This window comes from Neobacillus sp. CF12, from assembly GCF_030348765.1.
Classification (GTDB): Bacteria; Bacillota; Bacilli; order Bacillales; family Cytobacillaceae; genus Neobacillus.
Window position 1 is genome coordinate 4,311,156 of the sequence record NZ_JAUCEU010000007.1, and the last position, 22,663, is coordinate 4,333,818.

The following is a 22,663-nucleotide window of genomic DNA, read 5'->3' on the forward strand; positions in this document are numbered from 1 at the left end:
GATGTTTGCAGAGTTGACCCTTTGGAATTGGCTAACCATTGCCAGTTTTGTTGTTAACCTTATTACATTGGTTTTAGTGATTGTTATGTTAATGAAGAAAAAATCAAACGTAGTCGAACAACAGGCTTCTACACAAGTTGCGGCTTCGAGAGAACAAAAGCAGGTAAAAGTATCTGGAGTGGTATTCTGCCGAAACTGTGGCAAGCAATTTGATTCAAGTCAAAGTGCATGCCCAGGCTGCCACGTACCAAGATAAAAAGTATCACCTTACACGTAAAATGGCTGTCGAGAGAGTCTCGGCAGCTATTTTTTATTTTGCGGCTTTTGGTGTTTGGAAAATAAGCGGAGAAATTCCGTCTAAATTGGAAAATCCTTAGTAAACCTTAAAAATAAGCGGAGTTTTTCCGCTTATTGTATCCAAATCTTTGGATCTTGTCTTATTTAGAGCCGTTAAGCGGAATATCTCCGCTTATATTTGCTTCTTAAGCTACCCTAATATACAATAGGCGGAAATTCTCCGCCTATTAGGTCTCAAACCTATACAAAAATCAACACTGAATTATAACAACGCCTTACTTAGCCGGAGTGACCGAAGCCTGATATGAAAAGTGATTTGGGTCAATGCAGAGGTGGTGGAGTGACTGAAGCCTGGTATGAAAAGAGAATTAGGTCAATGCAGAGGCGGTGGAGTGACCGAAGCCTGGTATGAAAAGAGAATTAGGTCAATGCAGAGGTGGTGGAGTGACCGAAGCCTGGTATGAAAAGTGATTTGGGTCAATGCAGAGGTGGTGGAGTGACTGAAGCCTGATATGAATAGTGATTTGGGTCGATGCAGAGGAGGTGGAGTGACTGAAGCCTGGTATGAAAAGTGATTTGGGTCAATGCAGAGGCGGTGGAGTGACCGAAGCCTGGTATGAAAAGAGAATTAGGTCAATGCAGAGGTGGTGGAGTGACCGAAGCCTGATTTGAAAAGTGATTTGGGTCAATGCAGAGGTGGTGGAGTGACTGAAGCCTAATATGAAAAGTGATTTGGGTCAATGCAGAGGCGGTGGAGTGACTGAAGCCTAATATGAATAGTGATTTGGGTCAATGCAGAGATGGTGGAGTGACCGAAGCCTGATATGAAAGGAGATTTGGGTCAATGCAGAGATGGTGGAGTGACCGAAGCCTGATATGAAAAGTGATTTGGGTCAATGCAGAGGCGGTGGAGTGACCGAAGCCTGGTATGAAAAGTGATTTGGGTCAATGCAGAGGTGGTGGAGTGACTGAAGCCTAATATGAATAGTGATTTGGGTCGATGCAGGGGTGCTGGAAATAATAAAATACCGAGAAAAGAACCTTTCTCGGCATTTTGACGCAGACCAATTATGGGGTCTGCGTCTTTCTGTTATTTGATTAACTCCTTAAATAATCCTTCTAAATCCTCAACGGTAGCCATTCCGTTCGCAAATACACGTCCATCTGGTTTCACTGTTATTTCCAAACGATTCGGTGTGTTCGTTAACTCATCCTTCAAGTGAGCATAGCGATCAGTTAAAAAATGATACCTTTGATTGGCAGATCCGACCCATGGCCGGCAGAGGTCCCGTTTTTCTTTTTGAAAAGGGCCATCAATTAATAGATCTGTTATTTGTAAAAGGTCATTCCAATCTTTACGATTCGCCTGCTTGATATCTTCAAGCAGGTAACCGGAAAAGGTCATGACTGACAACCCCGCTTCCTTCAAAGTAGCACCCAATTCTGCAAGTGCTGCAGCTTGTTCAAAAGGTTCCCCTCCTAAAAAGGTGATCCCTTCCACTTTAGGGCCATCTAGTATCTTTTGGGCAAGTTCTTTGACGGTTACATCGTAGCCACCCTTTGTTGACCAGGTAAATGGAACAGCACAGCCAGAGCAGCGAATCGGACAGCCTTGAACTTGAAGACAAGCCCTCTCACCGGGACCTTCCACACGGGTGAAGGGAATGAATTGGTGAATTCGGAGTTTCATTAAAAATCAACCATCCGTCCAGACCATTTTTGTGGAGGAGCTTCTGCGGGTCCTACTGCCACCAGTGGGCGTATCTTTTCAACAATATGCGGTTTTAGACCTAACAGTTGTGAGAAGTCCTCCAAAGATCGGAAGCCGCCTATTCTATCTCGTTCCATTATTGCTTTTTTTGCTAAGATTGGACCCACACCAGGCAGACCTGCAAGTTCCAGATCAGAAGCTTTATTTAAGTCGATAGGGTCCGACGTAAGCTGCTCTGTCTTCGCAGGGGCAAACTCTCTTATTTGAGCAGGTGGAACGGAGTGTAATGGCTGTGTTGGAACTTGCTGCAATACTGGCTTTGGCTGCTCCCCATACGAGGACTGCGGAATAGGTTGTTGCAGTGGCTGTTCGATTGGAGCTTGGTTGAACTTTACTCCATATTCAGATTGAATTTGTCCTCGTAATTTATAATCTTCATAAGGTTGTCTTAATTCAATGGCTTCTAAACGAAACAGGTACTCTTTACGAATACGGAAGGCATGGATCATCGAGGCGATCCATCCCCCTAGCATGGAAAATCCGACGATATCATATTGCCAGTCATTTGATTCATAACGACCTTCGATTACCATGAGGAGAATAAACGGAATGGAATAAAGGGCACCATACATTTTCCATTTTTTATGTTTTACTTTGGAGCCGATAATGAAAAAAGCAACCCAGTTAAATATGATAGTAAAGGTGAATAAAATCCACCAAGATTTTCTTATTTTCCAAAAGCTCCCCTTGGATGTTGATGACATGTTTGCGTCCTCCCTAAAAATCTCTTACTCTATGATTTATCCATTGCAGAAAGAGGTGAAATCTGACTAGGGTTTGAAACTCTTGTATCTTAACAAGAAAGGCTGTGTTTAGCCTGGTATATTTAACGTAATGACAATCGAGTTATCTTCTAGTACTTCTTCACTTTCAACACTTAAATTCTTCTCTGCTGCTCTTTGTTTAAGTTTTTCATAAACGATCGCTTGTACACATCGTTTATATTCATCATCTACATCTGCGATATACGTATAAATATCCTGCAAACTTGGTGCATTTTTAATTTGAACCGAAAAAGGGGAATCTCCATGCTGACGAAACGTTAACTGAGTTCCTTGGACGATACAGGAAATATCACCATGATTCCCTTGAATGGGATTAACACCGAATTCCTTTAACGTCCGAGTTAAAATGTTTCCATCTCGGAAATTGGTAGGGAAAACATGCTCATGTTCTTTTTCAAGTTGGCTGCCAGCCGGGGGATATTCACCAGTAAAGATCTTCCGTTGTGAACGACGCTCCAGGTCTTGCATAAATTGCTGAATGGTACTCTCTGAATTCCCTTTTTCAAAGATAGCATGCCACTTGCCATCGACAAACTCCCAAAAGAAAAATTGCTCTTCCCCATTCAAATGGGTCTTAATCGATCCGCCAAATTTTTGTGCATCATACCCAGCGCTTTGAACAGTTTGTATTAAATCCTGCTCGTTTTCAAAACTTGTTGCCACCATTACCTGTATGGAGTCAACCCAGTTATGGAATTGATCCTTGCCCATAACGGCACGAAGGGTAAGGGCTATTGGAATTAAAGCGAGTGACACAGACATTTACCTTACCTCCTTTGTGTTCATGGTAATGGAGTTTGATTGGATTTCGTCTATTTGAACTTCTTCTGTTTCGTAATACTCGGAGGTATACTCAGATTCTATAATTTCTGCTTCTAATAGTTCTTCGAGCAAGGAGATATAATCTGTACACTTTTTCCCTTTTACTCCTAGAACTTCTGCTTGTATTTGCCCGTCTTGAAAAATTTGTATCCGTAATTGCTTTGCCATTTGATATCCCGTCCTTACTATTTAAAAATCAACCGCTCTGCCGCCTCTTTCCATGCTGATGTCTTCGTCTTTTGGAGGAGGAGATAGGACGACTTCCTTTTTACTTTTGTATTGTGCACGGTCTTCTTTTGGTGTAGCTGCGACGGCACGAACATTGGCCCATTCGCGAATGGAATGAATTTGCTCCGCCTGGGTGATCGATAAGGGAACGGTCGTAAAAATGGCTTTTTCGAAGTCCCCAAATTCAATACATCGGTCTTCTGAGAAAGCCTCAAACAAAGCAGATATGACGATTTGTTCGATTTCCGCTCCCACATATCCTTCCGTTAACCGAGCCAATCTTTCTAGCACATTCTCATTTACTTCAAATTGTCCAATGACTGATGGGTCTATTAACCTTTTATTCATATGTACTCGGAAGATATCCATTCTTTCCTTTATAGTGGGGAGGTCGACAAAGAATATTTCATCAAAGCGCCCTTTGCGCAGTAACTCTGCTGGTAACGAATGAATATTATTGGCTGTTGCGACGACAAATACGGGTTTGGTTTTTTCCTGCATCCATGTTAGGAAGGTCCCAAAGATACGGCTTGAGGTTCCGCTATCTCCACCAGAGGACAGGCCGCTAAATCCTTTTTCAATTTCATCAATCCAAAGAATGGAGGGAGAGATGGCTTCGACCGTTTGAATGGCTTTGCGCATGTTTTCTTCGCTGCTGCCAACAATCCCGCTAAAAATTTTCCCCATATCCAGACGAAGAAGAGGAAGCTGCCACATCGCGCTGATGGATTTGGCAATTAAGCTTTTCCCACAGCCAGGTACCCCTGTAATCAGCACACCTTTAGGAGCGGGAAGTCCATATTTCTGTGCAGAATCAAGCCAGGATTTGTCGCGTTTCTTTAACCAGCGCTTGAGATTTTCAAGTCCGCCGACATCTTCAATCTTAAGGTCACTTTTAATAAATTCTAAAATCCCTGACTTTTTGATAATCTGCCGTTTTTCTTCGATAATAACTTCGACATCATTGACATCTAAACGTCCGTCTTCTACCATCGCACGCGCAAATGCATTTTCTGCTTCATGTAGCGTTAATCCTAATGCTGCCTTTGCGAGTCGTTCTTTTTCGTCACTTTTGAGATCAATCACGATTCTGCCGCTTCTTTGATTCGCATAAATCATCTCATCCAATACATACTTAATTTCAGAAAAAGTGGGCAGATCGAAATCGACAATCGTCAAATCCTTTTGCAAGTCATCAGGCAGGACTAGGCTTGGGCTGACAAAAATCACATTCTTAGGGCTGGGGCTTTGTTTTAATGTAGGTAAGAGGTCCCGAATTTTTCTTATCAATTGATTATCAACCTGCCGGCCATTTGCACCGAAGTACACATGAAAATCTTTTAGGATGAAAATAGCTGGCTCCTGATAATGCTCAATAAAATCGAGTGCTTTGAGGGGCGCCTTTGTTTCTTCTTTCCCTTTCTGCCCATTTTCAGACAATCCTTTTGTTACACTCCATGTAAATACTTTACGTGTGGTTTTTATCAGTCCTTCGTCGGTAACTACCGACCGAATAACGTCTACAGCACGTTCCTCTTCCCATGTGGATATATATAAATAGGGAAACCGTGCTTTTAATAGGTTTGATAGTACTATTTTAAAATCAGAAATGCTTTGTCCATTCATTTCTTAGTATCTCCTTTTTGGCTTTCTTGCAGTTGTTTATTGTCTAGTGAAAAACGGTAGAATAAATTCCATGATTATACTATTATACCATTTGATGGCTGGTGCTAAATGTAACTTTCTTCCTGTATATTCTCACTAATTTAAGCACTAGTTACCATGAAAAATTTTTGATTGGCATTGCGATTGGTGATGCGATGGGAGTGGCTAAGGACTAATGCATATAACGCTAAACAAATTTCGATCTATTTTTTTTGTAAAAATGTCATTGAAGCCGGTCTCTAAAGGGCTTAACTTTCTATCTAATCAAACGTTTGTGTAAAGGGGAATAAACAAGGTATTTGCCAGAGAATGTCGATTTCCGGGGAAATCGTTCAATTTAGAGGATTTTCGCAAGATAGACTATAAGCTCAACTCTATTTCCGACAATTATTTTGCAAGAATCAAGGAAGAAAACTTTAAGCAACTGGATACACACCATTTTTACACAAACGTTTGATTACTAAGCAATTTTGCAGGAAACTGTCGTTAATTGTAGAAATCCATTATTATTGGTGTTTTTTGAGACATTATAGAAGAAAGAAGAACAGTTCCACGACAAGAACTGCTCTTGAAATGAGGAGAAAGTTCGTTTTTTAAAAGGGTTTGTTGTGCTTTTAATCAAACGATTAATTGAGAAGAATTCTATCGTTATTTGTCGAGACCCCATAAGGTGGACAGTCACATAAATAATGAAACTAGACCACCTATGGAGCTAATTTAGTATGTTCCTAAAATTAAGGATTCGTTGACCAAAGTCCAGCGGTTTTTAGGACAACTCTTGGATGAAGCTTTAAGCCTGAGACAATAAGGTCTGCTAAATCTTCCGGCTGCATCACATTTTCTGGATTGCCGGTGATCAGATTTGTATTGTAGGCCAAATCTGTAGCAACTGTACTTGGTGTTAATGCTGTAACGCGGATATTGTGTTTTCTTACCTCTAACATTAGTGATTCTGTCAGCCCGAGGACAGCAAATTTAGAAGCACTATAGGCACTCGTTACTGGCGCTCCTTTTTGCCCCGCGGTAGATGAGATATTGATGATATCGCCTGATTTCTGTTCGATCAATCCCGGTAAAACTGCTCTGGTAACATTGTATACACCCATGAGGTTGACTCGGATAATGTGCTCCCATTCTTCAGGGGATAACTCTAAAAAGCCGCCAAACTTACCTGTTCCTGCGTTGTTAATTAAAATATCAATCGTTTTTAGGTCGGATTGGATATGCTCTACAGCATGTTGGACGGACGGAAGATCGGCTACATCGGCCGTTGCTGCAGAAACGTTAACATCATATGCCTCTAGTTCAGCAGCTACTTTTTCCAGATTGGACATATTTAAACCAATTAATCCAAGATTCACGCCTTCTTTAGCTAAAGCAATTGCTGCAGCACGGCCAATTCCTCTGCCTGCCCCCGTTATAATCGCATTTTTTCCTTTTAAAGAGATCATATGTACACTCCCTATGTTTAATCGTCATTCAATCTACCACTTGTATTCTCTCCATATATTTCATAATCATTTCAAAGGAGCTTAATTTTTGATGAATAAAAGGTCAAAAACCATGGGGACGGCTTTTATCTCTTCGGGGTCCTTAGTAAATAAGCTTCTCAGTTGTAGAAGCAGTCACGAAAAATGTAGTCGGATGTGATCCTTGAAGCATTCAACAGGAACAGAACCATGAGAACCGTCCCCATGGCATACGTTGCATAGGTTTCAAGGATTAGATGAATAATATGGAAAAAAGGAAATTACTAAATGCAGAATAAGTTAAGATTTATATCCATTGTGTACGTCATTTTACTTTCTGTGGGCCTGTTTGCTCATGTGGAGATTATTCCTTTCCTGTTAAGGACAGCCAAAAGAGATTCTTGGATTAGTATCCTAGTAACGCTCGTCATTCTACCTTTATGGATTTACGTTCTTTACAAGATTGTCGCTATCGTAAACAAGCGTTCCATCATTCAGGTTTTAAAGGATCATGGTAGCACGCTTAGTTATTACCTCCTTCTATTACCATTAGCCATTTATATGCTGATTGATGCTTTTGTGACGGCACAGGATATTATTTACTGGTCACAATTGAGCTACATGCAAGGATTTAACAGTTTTACACTGGCTGTTGTCCTACTCATTTTCTGTTTGCTATGTACGCAGTCTGGCTTGTTTTCGATTGGGCTCTTAAGCAGTATTCTTTGTCCCATCGTTATTTTCTTAGGCTTTTTCATTTCGTTTGCAAATATGAAGAAAAAGCATTATGAACTGTTATTCCCATTGTTTGCGGATGGATATTTACCCATGACGAAAGGGCTTCTCTATACTTCTTTACCAATCTTAGAGTTATTTATCATCATTTTTTTAACTCCGGTATTACAAAAGGCTGTTTCAAGAAAGCAATTATTCATTGTTGGTTTGTTTATCATAGGATTAACACTAGGACCTACTATGGCAGCGATTGTTGAGTTTGGACCTGAGCAGGCTTCTGATTATCGATATCCTGCTTATGAGGAATGGCGCTTAATTTCCATTGGACGATATTTTTCCCATGCGGATTTTTTTGCGATTTATCAGTGGCTTTCAGGTGGAGTGATAAGAATCAGTTTATTTGTATTCATCTCATCCCAAATTCTTACGAAAGGAATGGCGAATGTAAAAGTAGTAAGGAGCTTATACGGTATCCTCTTATTTGCCTGTCTCTATCCATTTGACCAAAGCACATTCTCTACCATTATCTATGGCTATTTCAGACCACTGTCGTTCTTTTTCTTAACCATACAAATCTTAACCTTGGCGGTATATATCGTGAAGAATAAACAGAAGTGGTCAGGAGGCAGGATTGAATCATGAATGAACATCTTTTCTCTTTTGAAAACCTGCAGAAGCTTTTCAACTACTCATCTGATATCGAAATAAAAGAGGAGCATTCTAAGGGGAAATCTACTATTTTTGTCTATTGTAAACCCCTAACGGATACTAGTCTGATTCCCTCGTTTGTATTGTCCTCTATGGAAACTTCCAGCTCTATTTATCAATCTTTACAGATGCAGGTTATGAGCAAAAAAGATATCCATGCTGAAAAAATAGAGGAGGCGATTTTTTCAGGGAAGCTAATGGTCATACCTCCTGGAGATAAGATTATTTTTTATGATATTAGTAAATCTCCCTCCAGACAGCCGGATGAGTCTGTGGCAGAGGTTTCGGTTCGCGGACCGAAGGATGGATTTGTTGAGGATATCACGATAAACCTTGGACTAATCCGCAAAAGGTTACGGACGAAATCTTTAGTTGTGGAAGATTACACGATTGGAAAAAGAACGAATACAAGGATTTCTCTCCTGTATATAAAGGATATTATAAATGAAGAGATTTTAAGAGATATACAAGGGCGTCTTACAGCTTTAGATATTGATATTCTTACAAGCTCCTCTATGCTGATGGAACATCTATTGGACAATAAATTTACGCTTGTTCCTCTAATAGACTATACAGGCAGAGCAGATTTTGTCTCAGAAGCCATCAATCAAGGGAGGTTTGCCATTATCGTGGATGGAGCCCCAACAGCGTTGATTGCACCGGTCGATCTGTCTTTTCTTTTTAAGACCCCTGAAGATGAAAATACGAGTTTTTATTATGCTTCATTGGAAAGAACCCTGCGTATTCTAGGTCTATTTACGACGACGTTTCTGCCTGGCTTTTATACGGCATTAATCACACATAATGTAGGACAATTACCCCTTCCTCTTATTGCAACGATTACGGTTTCGAGATTAGGTCTGCCATTTTCACCACTTATTGAAGTCTTACTCATGCTAGTCATGTTTGAGTTATTTAAAGAAGGAGGGGCACGATTGCCGAAGGGAATTGGACAAACCGTTGCCGTTCTTGGTGGCTTGATCATAGGTGATGCAGCCATTCGCGGGGGGATTACATCACCGACAATGCTAGTTGTTATTGGGGTCACAGCAATTTCTAGCTTTACTCTTGTTAATCAGTCTCTAGCAGGTAACATCTTTCTCTTACGAGTGTTCGTTCTACTCTTTAGCTACTTTATGGGGATTTATGGATTTTTCATCAGTCTGTTGTTCGTTTTTCTTTATTTAACAAGGTTGAAGTCCTTTGGGGTTCCTTTATTAGCGGATATCTCTTCTCCAAAAGGTAAAGATATCCTCTTTACCTTTTTACGCATTCCGTTTTCATTCATGAAAAAACGGAATGCATCTTTACAAATTAAAGATGGCACAAGATCAGGTGAATAGATGAGGAATTTTATATACATTATCTGGATTTTTTCTGTTTTAACGGGGTGTGCTAAAATTCATGAGATTCAATTCCAAGCATATGCTGTTGGGATTGGAATTGACTATCAGAATGATGAATATCACGTGGTGCTCCAGTTCCTAGATTTTTCAAATGTAGCGAAAACGGAGCAGGGGAAAAGTGACCAACCGAGCCCTGTCTGGCTGGGCGAAGGAAGAGGAAAAACGGTGGAAGATGCGATTATAAAGATCTACCATGGGATTCAAATTCCAGTAAATTACGACCAGCTAAGTGTGTTTATTTTTGGAAAGTCCGTATTAGAAAACAGATTAAAGAAAACAGTAGAGGCGTTAGATACTAACTTCAATATCCGTTTAACGGGCTGGGTTTACGGTACAGAGGAACCGGTTGAAAAGATTTTTACCACGAAGGTTCCGTTTAATTATGCCTATACAAACGCCAGAATTGTTCAGCCACAATACATGCAGCAGCAAGATTCTTCTATTCCAGCTTTGTCACTGCAGGGACTTGTTTATCAATTACATGAAAAATCAAAAACGATTCTAGTTCCAAGTATCTCCACGGAAGTTGAGATCATGACGATGGATCAAGATAAATTGCCTGTGACCGTTTTTAATGGGGCTTATCTTATGAAAGGGGAAAAACTGAAAGGTCATTTAACGGAAGAGGATCTCGCGGGCTTTATTCGAGTGAATAACAAATCAATTCGATCACCTGTCATTGTTCGTGGAGGAAAAGAGGAAATTGTTCAAATCGAATTATTGAACCCAAAGATGAAAAGAATGGTGAATAAAGACCAAAATGGAATGCAAATTGGTTTGGAAATAAAAATCTCTGCCATTGTCAGAGAATCAAGCAAAGAGATCCTCGCCCCAACCATCAAGAGAAAGCTTAAAGAACAAATAAGAAAAGAAGTATATGATGCCTATTTAAAAAGTCAAAAAGTCGGTGGAGACATTTACCAATTTGAGGACTATATGTACCGATTTATGCACGATGATTGGAAGTCGCTACAAACCAGCGGGAAATTTCCCACTTTAAATAAAAAAGACATCCATGTGGAGATTGCACCATTAAAAAGCATAAATAGAATCAATGCCGGGGTCGATACGCTTCTTAATAATGGGAAATGATGTAGACCATGGGGACGGTTCTCGTGGTCGGCAATAAAAAAACCATGAGAACCGTCCCCATGGCAATAAATTCGATGAATAGAAGGTCAAGAAATAGCGCATAAATTAACAGGTATGATACGATACATCTATTAAGGTAATACATATTGTAAAAGGAGACATGTACCATGAATTTTGTTACTCTCAATAACGGTTTAAAAATGCCGCAGCTGGGATTTGGTGTTTGGCAGGTTGAAGATAACCAAGCAACAGAGGCTGTTGAAATTGCATTTAAGGTTGGTTATACATCGATTGATACGGCGATGATTTATAAAAATGAAAAAGGTGTAGGAAAGGCAATTGCTGAATCTTCTATTCCTCGTGAAGAGTTATTTATTACTACGAAAGTATGGAATAGTGACCAAGGCTATGAAAAAACGTTACGTGCATTTGATGAAAGTTTGGATCGATTAGGTCTTGATTATGTGGATTTGTATTTGGTTCATTGGCCAACTCCTGAGTTTGACCAATATGTTGATACGTATAAAGCTTTAGAAAAGCTTTATCATGATGGCCGAGTGAAAGCCATTGGGGTTTGCAACTTTGAAATTGAACACTTAGAGCGTATTTTAAAAGAATGTGAAGTCGTGCCAGTTGTGAATCAGATTGAGTGTCATCCGTACCTTGCTCAAAATGAGATCAAAGAGTTTTGTGCAAAACATAATATCTTTGTAGAAGCTTGGAGTCCACTTGAGCAGGGAGGAGAGGTGCTGAAGGACGAAGTCATTCAAACAATCGCGAAGTCACACAGCAAAACGCCAGCACAAGTGGTGCTGCGCTGGCATTTGCAAAATAACACCATCGTCATTCCGAAGTCTGTTACACCATCCAGAATCGAAGAAAACTTTCAAGTATTTGATTTTGAACTAACGACAGATGAAATGAGAGCGATTAATGAGCTTAATCGTAATCGACGCAGAGGTCCACATCCGAATGATATGAATGTTCGATAACATTGTGTTTGTATCTAAATTATAAGAATTGAACAAAAAAAACACTCTTGAATTCAAGAGTGTTTTTTTTCGATATATTATCCACTATCTAGCTGAATCATGCAGTTACAAAACGTTTGCGGTTCTTGAGTTGATAGATAATAGCAACCATCCAAAATACGATAATGAGAGCATATGCTAATGTAGCCCAAGAAACTGGCAGTGCGGCCGTTTTAATAATGGTCATTGAGTTGGTAAAGATAATAAATCCTCCCACTAACACCCCTAACATATAGGAAGGAACGATTCTTACAAGCCAAGCCGCTATAGGTGCCGCAATCACTCCGCCAATCATAAATGCTATTACCCATTGCCATTGATACTGATCCATACCTAGAAACAAGATGAATCCTAATGTTGCAGATACTGCAATGGCAAATTCACTTGTATCTACTGTTCCAATTACCTTTTTGGGGGAAATCCCATTTCTTGCAATCAATACAGGAGCAGTGATGGGACCCCATCCTCCTCCTCCAACCGCATCAAAGAAGCCGCCGACTATACCCAGTGGGGTTAAGAATTTACTAGAAATCGTTGACCCTTGCTTCTTAGATGATAAATGGTTGAAAAATAGAAAGCGGATTAGAATGTAGATTCCTAATACGATTAAAAAAATCGAAATAAACGGTTTGATTTTATCTCCAGGCAAACTGCTAAGGAAAGCCGCCCCAATAAAGGCACTAATCGCACCGGGGATGGTTAGTTTCCATAGAATTCCCTTATCTACATTTTTAAACCAAAGATGTGATGCGCCAGATGCAGCAGTTGTCGCAATTTCCGCCATATGTATCGAGGCAGAGGCCGCAGCAGGTGCAATTCCGAACATTAAAAGTAATGAGGAGGATGTTGCACCAAATCCCATTCCCAAAGACCCATCGATTAGCTGGGCGAAAAACCCAATTACCGAAAAAATAATTAATTTTTTCAAACTAAACCCTCCTCAAAACCAAGTAATCTTATATGGATTATATGTTATGTGAATTCTTTTGTAAATGATTATTTTTTCAGAATTTAATGGAGGATCTTTTGAATATAAGAGGAGAACGGACATGAAAAAGCCACTGTTTCAGTTGTTGAAAACAGTGGCCATTTTACCATCATTTAGATGCTTTATTTAATTTCATCCCAAATTTTAAGATCTCATAGCTGTTTTTTAAAATAAATCCATAATTTTTTTTATGGTCAATCACGATATCTCCATCTAAATGGTTAACCACCAATGGGTCAATTAAGATGGTAATTCCATCGACTTTAAACATTTCATCCTTTTGTGACTGCTCAACCTGAGCAAGTTCGTACTCATACGTGGCCCCTCAACCAGTCGTTCGGATTTCATTAAGCCGAATGGTTGGCTCTTCACCAAGTACATTTAGTAGCTGCTGATTGGCATCATTGGTAATCGTAACTTTCATGTTTTCACCTCGGTTAATTTTACCCTTCCTAAACAATTTCAATCAAGAAAATAATCTTATATAGCAAACCGGACCATAGCATTAAACAAAAAGGCAGCGGCGAAGTCGGTGCAGAATGAGGCTGTTCATAAAAATGAAGCAAAAGTTTTCTTATATGTTCTATCATCATAGTCTAACGCTTCCGTTTCCGATCATTAGACTTTTTTATTTTCATCATTTTGGTTGGCGGTTGTTTGCGTATCCATTTAAGATATTGTGATAACTGATCATCTTGTTTTAATTCAGGAATGGTTGTTAAACGTGCTGCAATTTCAGCATTGGTATAGAGTGCATGGATCTGTTTATGGCAGGGGATACATAAATTAGCTGTTGGACCAAAAGTTCCACCCATCTCTTTCGGAAGCAGATGATGAACAGTCGTCTCAACATCCACTCGTTCACAAAGTTCACATGTACCCATACTTATGCCTCCAGATCTATTACACCAAATTTGCAGCAGCCCATATTCCATTAAAAAAAGCCCATCTGGCGACAACATGGACTTAAGGGATGTATATATTTATTTGCATTTTTCCTTTATATCATTCATGGGAGTAGCCATGTTACGAAAAATTTCTTACAGGTAAAATTATTCTGTTAGTAATACCTTACCTATTATACTACTTTTTTTAATTGGACCGAGATATTTCTATTCCATATCCAGAAGCTATTCTTCTGATTTTCCCTCTAGCATTGCCAGAATCTGAGGTGTTGTGTAGATTTAAAAATAATGTTTTGGCCATCGCGAGATTCCCAGAATCAGCAAGTAAAATTGCATGGCCAAAGTCACCTAATAGTTTTTGATCTTTTTCGCTTTCGGTCAATACATTATTTAAATCTTGGAACTTACAGAAAAATGGAAGGATGTAATGTTCTAAGTGATGGTCAATTTCTTGCTTTAATTATTCCACCGATGTTTGGTCGTTTATTACATACAATGGGCCTGCCCAGAATCCCCTTAATTCTGATATGCTTTTTCTAATCATACAATCCATTTCTTTGGGAAAATTGGGGGATGGCTTCATCGAGCTTAGTTCATGGGTAAGTGGGATAAAGATTCCTGCATGAAGGGTAAATTCAACATAATCTTTTGTATTCCATTTATCGGATTGAACATCCAAACACCAACCCAATTGACTCAGAGGTTTATAAAAGTTTTTGCCCTGTTTTTTAAATCCTTCAGGCTTTAATTTCCGATGAATAACTTCAGAAATGATGGCCTTTAACACTTCTTGCATTGTCATTTATGTAAATTCCCCATATCTTTTTACAAAAATCGTTGGAATTGAATATTTAAAATTAATCATAAAATTCTACTTCTTGAACGAACCAAGAATCAATGGTTTTTGCTTTTATCAAATACACATCGACATAAAGACTTTTTTCTTTTCCTTTAACTTTGATTGTGAAAATAGCCTCACCAGAACCATTTGTAATTTGGAGGTTTCCAGTTGGGAAAAATCCAAATCCTTCAATACCACCCGTCTCTTTGATGACGTCTTTATCAGACTTAAGAAATGATTCGGATACTTTGTAGGCTTCTGTACTTTTAAGCACTACCACGAATGACATAAAAATTATGGAAAGTGATAGAACAATTGCGGAAAGGCCAATCATTATCTTCTTCCAAATACCCATTACTCTAGTTTAACAACCACCGTTTTTGCAAGTTTATCGCCTAAGCGTTGCTTGTCTTTATTAACAGCCAGAACAATGAATTCGATAAATCCCAATATTTGTGTTAGGTTTCTAAAAACTAGTTTTGATATAGAAGGGATTTCTGCGTAATTTTCCTGCTTCCGAACGCCTATACCCAAAAGCCGTTTCCCAACACTTTGACCTTTGGCTGCATCTTTCAGAGCATATAATAGGAAAAGAACTAAAAAAAGGAGGAATATAGGTGCATTTGCTTCATTTTCTTCTGCCATTATCATTAACATCATCAATGGAACACTGACAACTCCAAGAACTGCATAATCTATCATATAAGCCAGAACTCGGCTTTTTCTCGAAGCAAGGATGATTTTATTTATCATGTTGATACCTCCGAATCTAGCTGAATTTGCCTACCCTTTATTTCGACAAAATAGGGGATTTTTCCTCCTCCATATTTCCCTGTTGGAAACTTGTAGGCAGGTAAACAAAGCATATATGCAGGTAGAATAATAGATTAGGCAGGTAAACAAATGAATTATGCAGATAGAGAGAGGGATTACGCAGGTAAGGAGGGGGTAACTGAATAAGGTAGTCAAAAAGGGTCTTCTTTTTAGTAAATAAGTCACATTTAGTACCTTTTATCCAATGAAAATACCTAAATCAGGCTGAAGCCTGACATTTTTAGCTAACCAAATCTCCTGCTGGATTTAATAGGCAGGTAAACAAAGCATATATGCAGGTAGAATAATAGATTAGGCAGATAAACAAATGAATTATGCAGATTGAGAGGGAGATTCGGAAGGTAGAGCGGGGATGCAATTTCAATCGCAACATCCCCGCTCACGAACTTTAATTTTTATTGATGATATCCACATATTTTAATGGAGCATCAGCACCGGAGTCATTTCTAGCTCGAAGGATATAATGATCCATCTCAAATTGTGCTACAAAGGTGTTATTCATATCATTCATGCCTTCATAAGTGGGTTCACCTAATGCTGTTTTCATGTCTTGAAGATACAATTCTTCTTTTGGAATAAGTCTTATACCCGTTATGAGTTCATCATCTTTTACATTTACACGTTCATCATACTCAACCCTTGCATAATAAAAAAAAGCCACACCTTCATATACCATTGTAAAGGCACCTTCAATAGCACCGTACTCCAACGGTTCACCGTAATGCGCTTTTATTTCACCCACTGTAGTACCTACCTGAAAAGGGATACCTTTCAGAAAACCTTGTTCAGCTAATGTAACAAATTCTTGATCAAAATAGACGGGATCTACTACTTCGGTTTCTTCCGTAACTGGTGTTTCTTCTTGCTGTTCGGTGTTTGGTTCAGGCTCGATGGTTTCTTCGTCGTTTTCCTCCTCTGGTATCGTAATTTCTTTTTCCGGAGGTGTAGTAGTATCCTCTTCATTTACTGTTATATTCTGATCACTATCATCCGCATTGGGTCCTCCTGAGTCACTTTTCATAACAAATGTGTATATACCGCCAAAGAACAATGCAATTAAACAGGCACTCAAAACAACAGGCAAAAATCGTTTAGTGGTAATATACGTTCTTTTCTTCGTGGTCTTTATTCCCTCTAGTACCCTATTTTCCATCTTCGCGTTGAATTCAAAATCAGCCAATTCATCTTTAAGGAGTTCTTCTTTTGCGTTTTTCAACTGATTCTCCATCTTGTTCAGCCCTTTCCAAAATTGAATGTTTTAACATTTCCTTCGCTCTTTGAATTCTTGCTTTGGCTGTGCTTAATTTCATATTTTGAATTTCACTTATTTCTTTTAATGTTAAATCATGAAAATAGTACAATAGTATAATTTCTTTATAGATTAAAGGCAGTTTAAAAATATCTTCTAACAGTTGATTCTTTCCCTCTTTTACTTGGTAATCCATTTCTGGACCACTTTTACTACCGCCTACTAGGGAAGAAATATATTCACTAACATGGACTTTTCGGTAGTGCCAGCTCTTTAAATAATCCTTGCAATGATTTACGGCAATCCGATACAACCAGGTCTTGATACTAGCTTTCTCCTCGAATGTATGGAGATGCTTACAACACTTTATAAAAATCTCCTGTGTTAGATCCTCTGCAGTTTGCCGATTTCTTACAAACGTATAAACTAAATGAAGAATAGAAGTCCCATATTGCTTCATTAGTTTCGTTATCATATCATGATCCTTCAAAACCCATATCCCTCCTCAAACATCCTCTTACTACATTTTAGACGATTGTCAAACGATAAAGGATAATGGGGACGGTTCTACTGGCATTTTTTATTCATATAAAAAAAACCATAGGAACCGTCCCCATGGTTTTGAACAATCTATTCTTGTGGAATTTTTCCCTTTACCAACTTTAACGTCGCTACAATAAGAAAACTGACGATCACTAATAGGAGCCATGAACTTACTTTTCCTAAATGCACGAGACTCCATGCCTCGGTTTGGTTCGGGTATTCCCATGCTCCAAAGAATGTTGCGATATTTTCGGCTATCCAGATAAAAAATCCGATGAGCACAAACGACAGTGCGAGTGGCATACGGTAGCGTGTTCCACCAACCTCGTATGTGACCCATGATTTCCAAAAGACGATGATGACAAGAGCCGATAACCACCAACGAATGTCGATCCAAAAATGGTGGGTGAAAAAATTTAAATAAATCGCTGCTGCAAGAGAGACCACGACCAAGAACGGTGGCCACTTGACCAGTTCAACCTTTAACCTCCGCCACGCCTGGCAAAGAAAACTCGCAACACTTGCGTACATGAATCCGCTATACAAAGGCACTCCGAAGATTTTGAAATATCCTTCCTCTGGATATGACCAGGAACCCATATGTGTCTTGAAAAGTTCCAGCGCAAGTCCAATGAGATGGAACAAGGTGATGACTTTCAGTTCATCTCGAGTTTCAAGCCCAGAACGCACCATCCACCATTGCATCAAAAGGCAGATGATAAGCAGCCAGTCATACCGCGGCAGGAAGGGAAGTGGCACGATTTGTGTAAAAGCCAAAGAGGCAAAAATAACGACAGGAAACAAACATGATAGGGCCTGCTGCCAACCAAAACGAACAAGTTGTTTTAGTGCTCTCATGAGTCGTGCCTCCACAGGTTTTTGCTGAATCGTTAGGTCCTGCTTACTTGATATCTTCATCACTTCTGTACTCTAAAAGATCTCCAGGCTGACAGTCTAAAGCTTTACATATTGCCTCCAAAGTTGAAAGCCTAATCGCTTTTGCCTTTCCATTTTTCAAAATAGAAAGGTTAGCCATTGTGATTCCAACCCGCTCTGAAAGTTCGGTTACGCTCATTTTCCTTTTCGCCAACATCACATCAATATTGATTATAATTGCCATTGTTATCACCTCAGACGATTAAGTCATTTTCTGATTTTATATCAATCGCTTCTTGTAAGAGTCTTTGAAGAACTGCAGCAAAAACCGCGATTACCATGGAAGCAAAGATAGGGACCATTCCAATTATGACAAGACCCGGTGCATCATCCAGCTCGGCTACCATAAAAACAAATGGCAAAATAATTGTATACAATACACTAATTGTGATGGCACAGATTTTGATATTCTTTAGAGCTTTAACAGACAAGTCAGAGAAAGCTTGATTCTTATCAATATGGCCTAAAAGCTTAAAAGCCTGGAACAATGCACCGAAAAACGGTATCACCGACACATACATACCTACTACAATCGGATAGAGTATATGAGCATAATCTGGATTTGCTGGATTTTTAGGCAACCAAGTCAAACCAAAAATACCCAAAGCCAAAACGGGAGTTGCAATTAGAATAACAGCTAGTCTTAAAAAGAGTGTTGAACCACGTTTCATAAAAAGCACCTCACTTATTTATTTTCAAATTGATTATAGAATATAATTTATCGAATTACAATAAGTAATTACTCTCTTTTAATATATTATTATTGAATCGATTTAAACCTATCATACATACTTACCTATTTTTAATAGGTACAAGCCCTAATGGAATGCTCTAGTTTTCAATTAATTTTAGGACAATAAAAAAGACAAGTGATGGATGTTCGTCCAAGCCATTTTCCAAACTCTTAATAAACTAAGTATATAAAAGCGTAAGTTAAGAAAGGGAGTATGGGGAATGAAAGGTAAGAAACACCATCATAAGCATGACCATGGCAAAGACCAGCATGACAATAAGGACAAACATGATCAAAACGACCAACATGATGATAACAAAAAGGATAACAACGATAAGCATGGTGGCGGCAATAAGCAGGACAAGGGCGGCAAGCACGGCGGCGGCAATAAGCAAGACAAAAACGGCAAGCACGATGACTGTAAAAAGGAAGATAACAAAGACAAGCATGATGATTGTGGTTGTATGAAGCAAGACAAAAACGATAAGCACGATGACTGTAAGAAGGAAGATAATAAAGACAAACACGATGACTGTGGTTGTAAGAAGCAAGACAAACACGATGACTGTGGTTGTAAGAAGCAAGACAAACACGATGACTGTGGTTGTAAGAAGCAAGACAAGCACAATGACTGTGGTTGTAAGAAGCAAGACAAAAACGATAAGCATGATGATTGTAAGAAGGAAGACAATAAAGACAAGCACAATGATTGCGGCTGTAAGAAGCAAGATCACTCAGACAACAAAAAGAAAGATTGCAATGATAAGGGGAAGCAAGACAACAGGAATTATTACAACCCTTGGAAAAAGCAAGACAATCATTCTAACGAACGCAAGCAATGCAGGAATATCAATTGTTTATTTAAATGTAGATGTTGGTAATTTTGATAGGGAGAGGTTTCTATTAAATTAGAAGCCTCTTTTTTGAATTGGGAGGATTTTTTTGAATTCTACCATTGGCCATTGAAACAAGTAAGAAGGTAAAGGATGGTTTAATAAAAGGGGAGTAAAAGAAATCATATTTTACGTTCTCCCCTTATTGTAAAACCAAACACAAAATAAACGCGACAAATACAAAGATAGACAAATAGTAATCCATGAAATATACCATTCCCAGTGCAGGTATTCAATGAGGTCGGTGTATTTTTCGATAATGACTTCAGCAATTGTTAACACAGAACTAAATCCAACATAATATCCTACTTGAATAAGAGTACTTCGGCTATTGGGGTACCATACGTTAAAGGCTGCACATATTACTGGAAAAGCAAAATACTCAAAAGTGAAGCTCGCCCGATTGATGGAAGCAAAGAACCGAATCGGATATTCAAGCAGTCCCAATTCGACAGCTACTAAACCCATAGCAAAAGTAATAACCTGTGTGAACAAAAAACCTACAACGGCAAGTCGTATTTTCGTTTTCGGTATAAAGAGGAGAATTCCTATTGCCACTACGTAAACGGATATTAAAATCCACCATTCTATTCTCATTTGGTTTCCCACCGTTCAACTTGAAACAGTGTTTTGTCCTTATAGAACCAATTACAGCAAACTTGACTGACATAAAAGAGAAACCCGATGTAAATCCACATCCCCCACCAGCGTAAGATTTCATATTTTAATAAATCTGTGTACCTCTCAATAACAATGTCAATCAATGTGCTGACAGAGATCCAAATAAAAAAGTATCTCACTCTGGACCATAGACTGACATTTACTCTCCTTCTGACGTAATAGATGGAAAACAATACAGGGTAAAACCAATAATCAATAGTCAAGGGAAGATCTGTTGCTTTTGGGAACTCCCTTACAGGTGCACTTAGTAAACCAAATGTAAAAGCAGGCATATCGCAGAGCCAAATGATTGCTTGAAACATCAAGAATCCCAAGATACCTTTGCGCCAATCTTTTCGAGGAATAAACAGAATAAAGCTGATAAAGCCAAACAGCCACATTGCAACTAGAATTAAATGCTCCATCAGCATGCTTATAAAACTCCTATCCCGATAAAATGAAAAATATTACTGTCAATAAAAGTATTTTCCATTTGCTCAAATCGTATTCAATTGCGAATGTTTAGCAGGCAGAGTACCTTAGATGTTTGGTGGACCTTGTGTGGTTTTCTGATGAAAAGAAAAAGCTGAAGGGTACACACAGTCAATGAATTGATCGTGCATCCTTCAGCTTAAGTTATTCTATCCATTCCAGTTGGTGTGATAAGTGCCTGCTAAATCACGTCGTTCATAGGTGTGGGCGCCGAAATAATCACGTTGTGCCTGTAAAAGGTTAGCATTTGAGGTGCCTGTTCGATAGCTGTCGTAATAGGAAAGTGAAGCACTTAAACACGGGAATGAAATTCCTGAATTAATGCCCTCACAGACTACTTTACGCAAGCCGATTTGATAGTCTTGAACTTTTTCAGCAAAATATGGAGAGATTAATAAATTCGCTAAATCGGCTTGATCTTGATAGGCATCGCTTATCACATTTAAGAACTCTGCCCGAATGATGCATCCACCGCGAAAAATTAGTGCAATATCCTTTAACGGCAAATCCCAGCCATAAAGTTCAGAAGTCATCTTATATTGTGTAAAACCTTGCGCATATGCACAAACCTTTCCCATATATAAAGCTTGTCTAATGGAGTCAATCCACTCATTTTTGTCTAATTTTTGTTGGACATTCTTGGGGCCAGTTAAGATATTTTCCGCATTAACCCGTTCCTCTTTTATAGCAGAAATGTAACGAGCAAATAATGATTCAGTAATAATGGATGCAGGGACACCATTATCAATTGCTTGAATGCTTGTCCATCTGCCGGTGCCTTTTTGGCCGGCTTTATCCAAAATGACATCAATCAGCGGTAAGCCTGTTATTTCATCTTTTTTGCGTAAAATTTCTGCCGTGATTTCAATTAAATAACTTTTCAATTCACCTTGATTCCATGTTTCAAAGATGTCGGCAATTTCATCCACCGATAAATGTAACCTTTCTCTTAAAAACGTATAGGCTTCAGCGATTAATTGCATATCGGCATACTCGATCCCGTTATGTACCATTTTTACAAAGTGACCGGCACCTTTTGGACCCATATAGGCACAACAAGGATCATTGTCCACGTAAGCTGCAATTTTTGTAAGAATGGGTGCTGCTTTTTCATAGATGTCTTTATCACCGCCTGGCATGATAGAAGGTCCCGTTAATGCACCAACCTCGCCGCCAGAAATCCCAATTCCTAAATAACCGATACCTTTAGACTTTAACTCATCGTATCTACGTTCCGTATCTTCGTAATGAGAGTTACCGCCATCCATAATCACGTCGCCTTCTGCTAGAAATGGTACTAACGCTGCGATTACCGAATCAATAGCCTTGCCCGCTGTCACCATCACAAAAACTTTTCTCGGAGATTCTAAAGACTGTACGAAATCTTGAATTTCGTAGTAAGGGGTAATACTCTGCCCATCTAATTTTTCCATGAACTGATCGGTTAAATCTCTTGTGTAATTATAGACGGCCACTTGTTCGCCTTTATTCGCCATATTTAAAGCGATATTACTGCCCATAACCCCTAAACCAATGACGCCAATTGTATTCAACATGTTTTCATGCTCCTTTTTCTAAGA

The 22,663-nt window shown here is 39.0% G+C and carries 26 protein-coding genes; 6 read left to right on the forward strand and 20 right to left on the reverse strand.

Annotated features, from left to right (window positions below; genetic code table 11):
- The first annotated feature begins 1 nt into the window (after nucleotide 1).
- On the forward strand, nucleotides 2–256 hold the full coding sequence (locus QUG14_RS20425; RefSeq protein WP_289342271.1) for a hypothetical protein: 255 nt from the start codon (nucleotides 2–4) through the stop codon (nucleotides 254–256).
- A gap of 1,131 nt (nucleotides 257–1,387) precedes the next feature.
- Here QUG14_RS20425 and QUG14_RS20430 read toward each other — a convergent pair.
- The 6 genes from QUG14_RS20430 to QUG14_RS20455 all read right to left on the reverse strand — a co-directional run bounded on the left by QUG14_RS20430 (nucleotide 1,388) and on the right by QUG14_RS20455 (nucleotide 7,019).
- The gene (locus QUG14_RS20430) at nucleotides 1,388–1,987 is read right to left on the reverse strand and encodes a 4Fe-4S single cluster domain-containing protein (protein WP_289342272.1); all 600 of its coding nucleotides are present in this window, start codon (nucleotides 1,985–1,987) and stop codon (nucleotides 1,388–1,390) included.
- Nucleotides 1,987–2,772, reverse strand: a complete 786-nt coding sequence (locus QUG14_RS20435) for a ComEA family DNA-binding protein (protein ID WP_289342273.1) — start codon at nucleotides 2,770–2,772, stop codon at nucleotides 1,987–1,989. The genes QUG14_RS20430 and QUG14_RS20435 overlap by 1 nt, the downstream gene beginning before the upstream one ends.
- Nucleotides 2,773–2,880: 108 nt before the next feature.
- Complete coding sequence (locus QUG14_RS20440) at nucleotides 2,881–3,615, reverse strand: hypothetical protein (RefSeq protein ID WP_289342274.1); 735 nt, start codon at nucleotides 3,613–3,615, stop codon at nucleotides 2,881–2,883.
- Complete coding sequence (locus tag QUG14_RS20445; protein ID WP_289342275.1) at nucleotides 3,616–3,843, reverse strand: DUF2997 domain-containing protein; 228 nt, start codon at nucleotides 3,841–3,843, stop codon at nucleotides 3,616–3,618. It abuts the gene before it with no gap.
- A 21-nt stretch (nucleotides 3,844–3,864) separates the two neighbouring features.
- The gene (locus QUG14_RS20450) at nucleotides 3,865–5,529 is read right to left on the reverse strand and encodes an AAA family ATPase (RefSeq protein WP_289342276.1); all 1,665 of its coding nucleotides are present in this window, start codon (nucleotides 5,527–5,529) and stop codon (nucleotides 3,865–3,867) included.
- Between the two features lie 773 nt (nucleotides 5,530–6,302).
- A complete protein-coding gene (locus QUG14_RS20455; RefSeq protein WP_289342277.1) occupies nucleotides 6,303–7,019 on the reverse strand; it encodes a 3-ketoacyl-ACP reductase in 717 nt (238 codons plus the stop codon).
- Between the two features lie 306 nt (nucleotides 7,020–7,325).
- Here QUG14_RS20455 and QUG14_RS20460 point away from each other — a divergent pair, with 306 nt between their 5' ends.
- The 4 genes from QUG14_RS20460 to QUG14_RS20475 all read left to right on the forward strand — a co-directional run bounded on the left by QUG14_RS20460 (nucleotide 7,326) and on the right by QUG14_RS20475 (nucleotide 11,970).
- The gene (locus QUG14_RS20460; protein WP_289342278.1) at nucleotides 7,326–8,414 is read left to right on the forward strand and encodes a GerAB/ArcD/ProY family transporter; all 1,089 of its coding nucleotides are present in this window, start codon (nucleotides 7,326–7,328) and stop codon (nucleotides 8,412–8,414) included.
- The gene (locus tag QUG14_RS20465; protein WP_289342279.1) at nucleotides 8,411–9,823 is read left to right on the forward strand and encodes a spore germination protein; all 1,413 of its coding nucleotides are present in this window, start codon (nucleotides 8,411–8,413) and stop codon (nucleotides 9,821–9,823) included. The genes QUG14_RS20460 and QUG14_RS20465 overlap by 4 nt, the downstream gene beginning before the upstream one ends.
- Nucleotides 9,824–10,978, forward strand: coding sequence for a Ger(x)C family spore germination protein (locus QUG14_RS20470; protein WP_289342280.1), 1,155 nt, complete (start codon nucleotides 9,824–9,826; stop codon nucleotides 10,976–10,978).
- A 167-nt stretch (nucleotides 10,979–11,145) separates the two neighbouring features.
- Nucleotides 11,146–11,970 (forward strand): aldo/keto reductase, encoded by an 825-nt coding sequence (locus QUG14_RS20475; protein WP_289342281.1) that lies wholly within the window; start codon nucleotides 11,146–11,148, stop codon nucleotides 11,968–11,970.
- Between the two features lie 97 nt (nucleotides 11,971–12,067).
- On the opposite strand, the gene QUG14_RS20480 is transcribed toward QUG14_RS20475, so the two are convergent.
- From QUG14_RS20480 to QUG14_RS20530, 11 genes are all read right to left on the reverse strand, one after another.
- Nucleotides 12,068–12,937 (reverse strand): sulfite exporter TauE/SafE family protein, encoded by an 870-nt coding sequence (locus QUG14_RS20480; RefSeq protein ID WP_289342282.1) that lies wholly within the window; start codon nucleotides 12,935–12,937, stop codon nucleotides 12,068–12,070.
- Nucleotides 12,938–13,106: 169 nt separating this feature from the next.
- Complete coding sequence (locus QUG14_RS20485; RefSeq protein WP_289342283.1) at nucleotides 13,107–13,268, reverse strand: hypothetical protein; 162 nt, start codon at nucleotides 13,266–13,268, stop codon at nucleotides 13,107–13,109.
- 325 nt (nucleotides 13,269–13,593) lie between these two features.
- Nucleotides 13,594–13,881 carry an HNH endonuclease gene (locus QUG14_RS20490; protein WP_289342284.1) on the reverse strand — a complete coding sequence of 96 codons (288 nt, stop codon included), beginning with the start codon at nucleotides 13,879–13,881 and terminating at the stop codon, nucleotides 13,594–13,596.
- 481 nt (nucleotides 13,882–14,362) lie between these two features.
- On the reverse strand, nucleotides 14,363–14,704 hold the full coding sequence (locus tag QUG14_RS20495; RefSeq protein ID WP_289342285.1) for a DUF4304 domain-containing protein: 342 nt from the start codon (nucleotides 14,702–14,704) through the stop codon (nucleotides 14,363–14,365).
- Nucleotides 14,705–14,759: 55 nt separating this feature from the next.
- On the reverse strand, nucleotides 14,760–15,077 hold the full coding sequence (locus tag QUG14_RS20500) for a cytochrome c oxidase assembly factor Coa1 family protein (protein ID WP_289342286.1): 318 nt from the start codon (nucleotides 15,075–15,077) through the stop codon (nucleotides 14,760–14,762).
- 20 nt (nucleotides 15,078–15,097) lie between these two features.
- Nucleotides 15,098–15,496: an RDD family protein gene (locus tag QUG14_RS20505; RefSeq protein WP_289342287.1), complete on the reverse strand. Its 399-nt coding sequence runs from the start codon at nucleotides 15,494–15,496 to the stop codon at nucleotides 15,098–15,100.
- A gap of 469 nt (nucleotides 15,497–15,965) precedes the next feature.
- A complete protein-coding gene (locus QUG14_RS20510) occupies nucleotides 15,966–16,805 on the reverse strand; it encodes a hypothetical protein (protein ID WP_289342288.1) in 840 nt (279 codons plus the stop codon).
- The gene (locus QUG14_RS20515) at nucleotides 16,765–17,316 is read right to left on the reverse strand and encodes a sigma-70 family RNA polymerase sigma factor (RefSeq protein ID WP_289342289.1); all 552 of its coding nucleotides are present in this window, start codon (nucleotides 17,314–17,316) and stop codon (nucleotides 16,765–16,767) included. Before QUG14_RS20515 ends, QUG14_RS20510 begins: the two co-directional genes overlap by 41 nt.
- A gap of 140 nt (nucleotides 17,317–17,456) precedes the next feature.
- Nucleotides 17,457–18,227, reverse strand: coding sequence for a DUF817 domain-containing protein (locus QUG14_RS20520; RefSeq protein ID WP_289342290.1), 771 nt, complete (start codon nucleotides 18,225–18,227; stop codon nucleotides 17,457–17,459).
- 43 nt (nucleotides 18,228–18,270) lie between these two features.
- On the reverse strand, nucleotides 18,271–18,489 hold the full coding sequence (locus QUG14_RS20525; protein ID WP_289342291.1) for a helix-turn-helix domain-containing protein: 219 nt from the start codon (nucleotides 18,487–18,489) through the stop codon (nucleotides 18,271–18,273).
- A 10-nt stretch (nucleotides 18,490–18,499) separates the two neighbouring features.
- Nucleotides 18,500–18,976, reverse strand: a complete 477-nt coding sequence (locus QUG14_RS20530; protein WP_289342292.1) for a DUF2975 domain-containing protein — start codon at nucleotides 18,974–18,976, stop codon at nucleotides 18,500–18,502.
- A gap of 283 nt (nucleotides 18,977–19,259) precedes the next feature.
- On the opposite strand from QUG14_RS20530, the gene QUG14_RS20535 reads away from it, so the two are divergent.
- On the forward strand, nucleotides 19,260–19,919 hold the full coding sequence (locus tag QUG14_RS20535; RefSeq protein ID WP_289342293.1) for a hypothetical protein: 660 nt from the start codon (nucleotides 19,260–19,262) through the stop codon (nucleotides 19,917–19,919).
- Nucleotides 19,920–20,060: 141 nt separating this feature from the next.
- Here QUG14_RS20535 and QUG14_RS20540 read toward each other — a convergent pair whose 3' ends face one another.
- The 3 genes from QUG14_RS20540 to gnd all read right to left on the reverse strand — a co-directional run bounded on the left by QUG14_RS20540 (nucleotide 20,061) and on the right by gnd (nucleotide 22,639).
- Nucleotides 20,061–20,528, reverse strand: a complete 468-nt coding sequence (locus QUG14_RS20540; RefSeq protein ID WP_289342294.1) for a CBO0543 family protein — start codon at nucleotides 20,526–20,528, stop codon at nucleotides 20,061–20,063.
- A complete protein-coding gene (locus QUG14_RS20545; RefSeq protein ID WP_289342295.1) occupies nucleotides 20,525–21,022 on the reverse strand; it encodes a CBO0543 family protein in 498 nt (165 codons plus the stop codon). Before QUG14_RS20545 ends, QUG14_RS20540 begins: the two co-directional genes overlap by 4 nt.
- A gap of 210 nt (nucleotides 21,023–21,232) precedes the next feature.
- A complete protein-coding gene (gene gnd, locus QUG14_RS20550; RefSeq protein WP_289342296.1) occupies nucleotides 21,233–22,639 on the reverse strand; it encodes a decarboxylating NADP(+)-dependent phosphogluconate dehydrogenase in 1,407 nt (468 codons plus the stop codon).
- Nucleotides 22,640–22,663 lie beyond the last annotated feature (24 nt).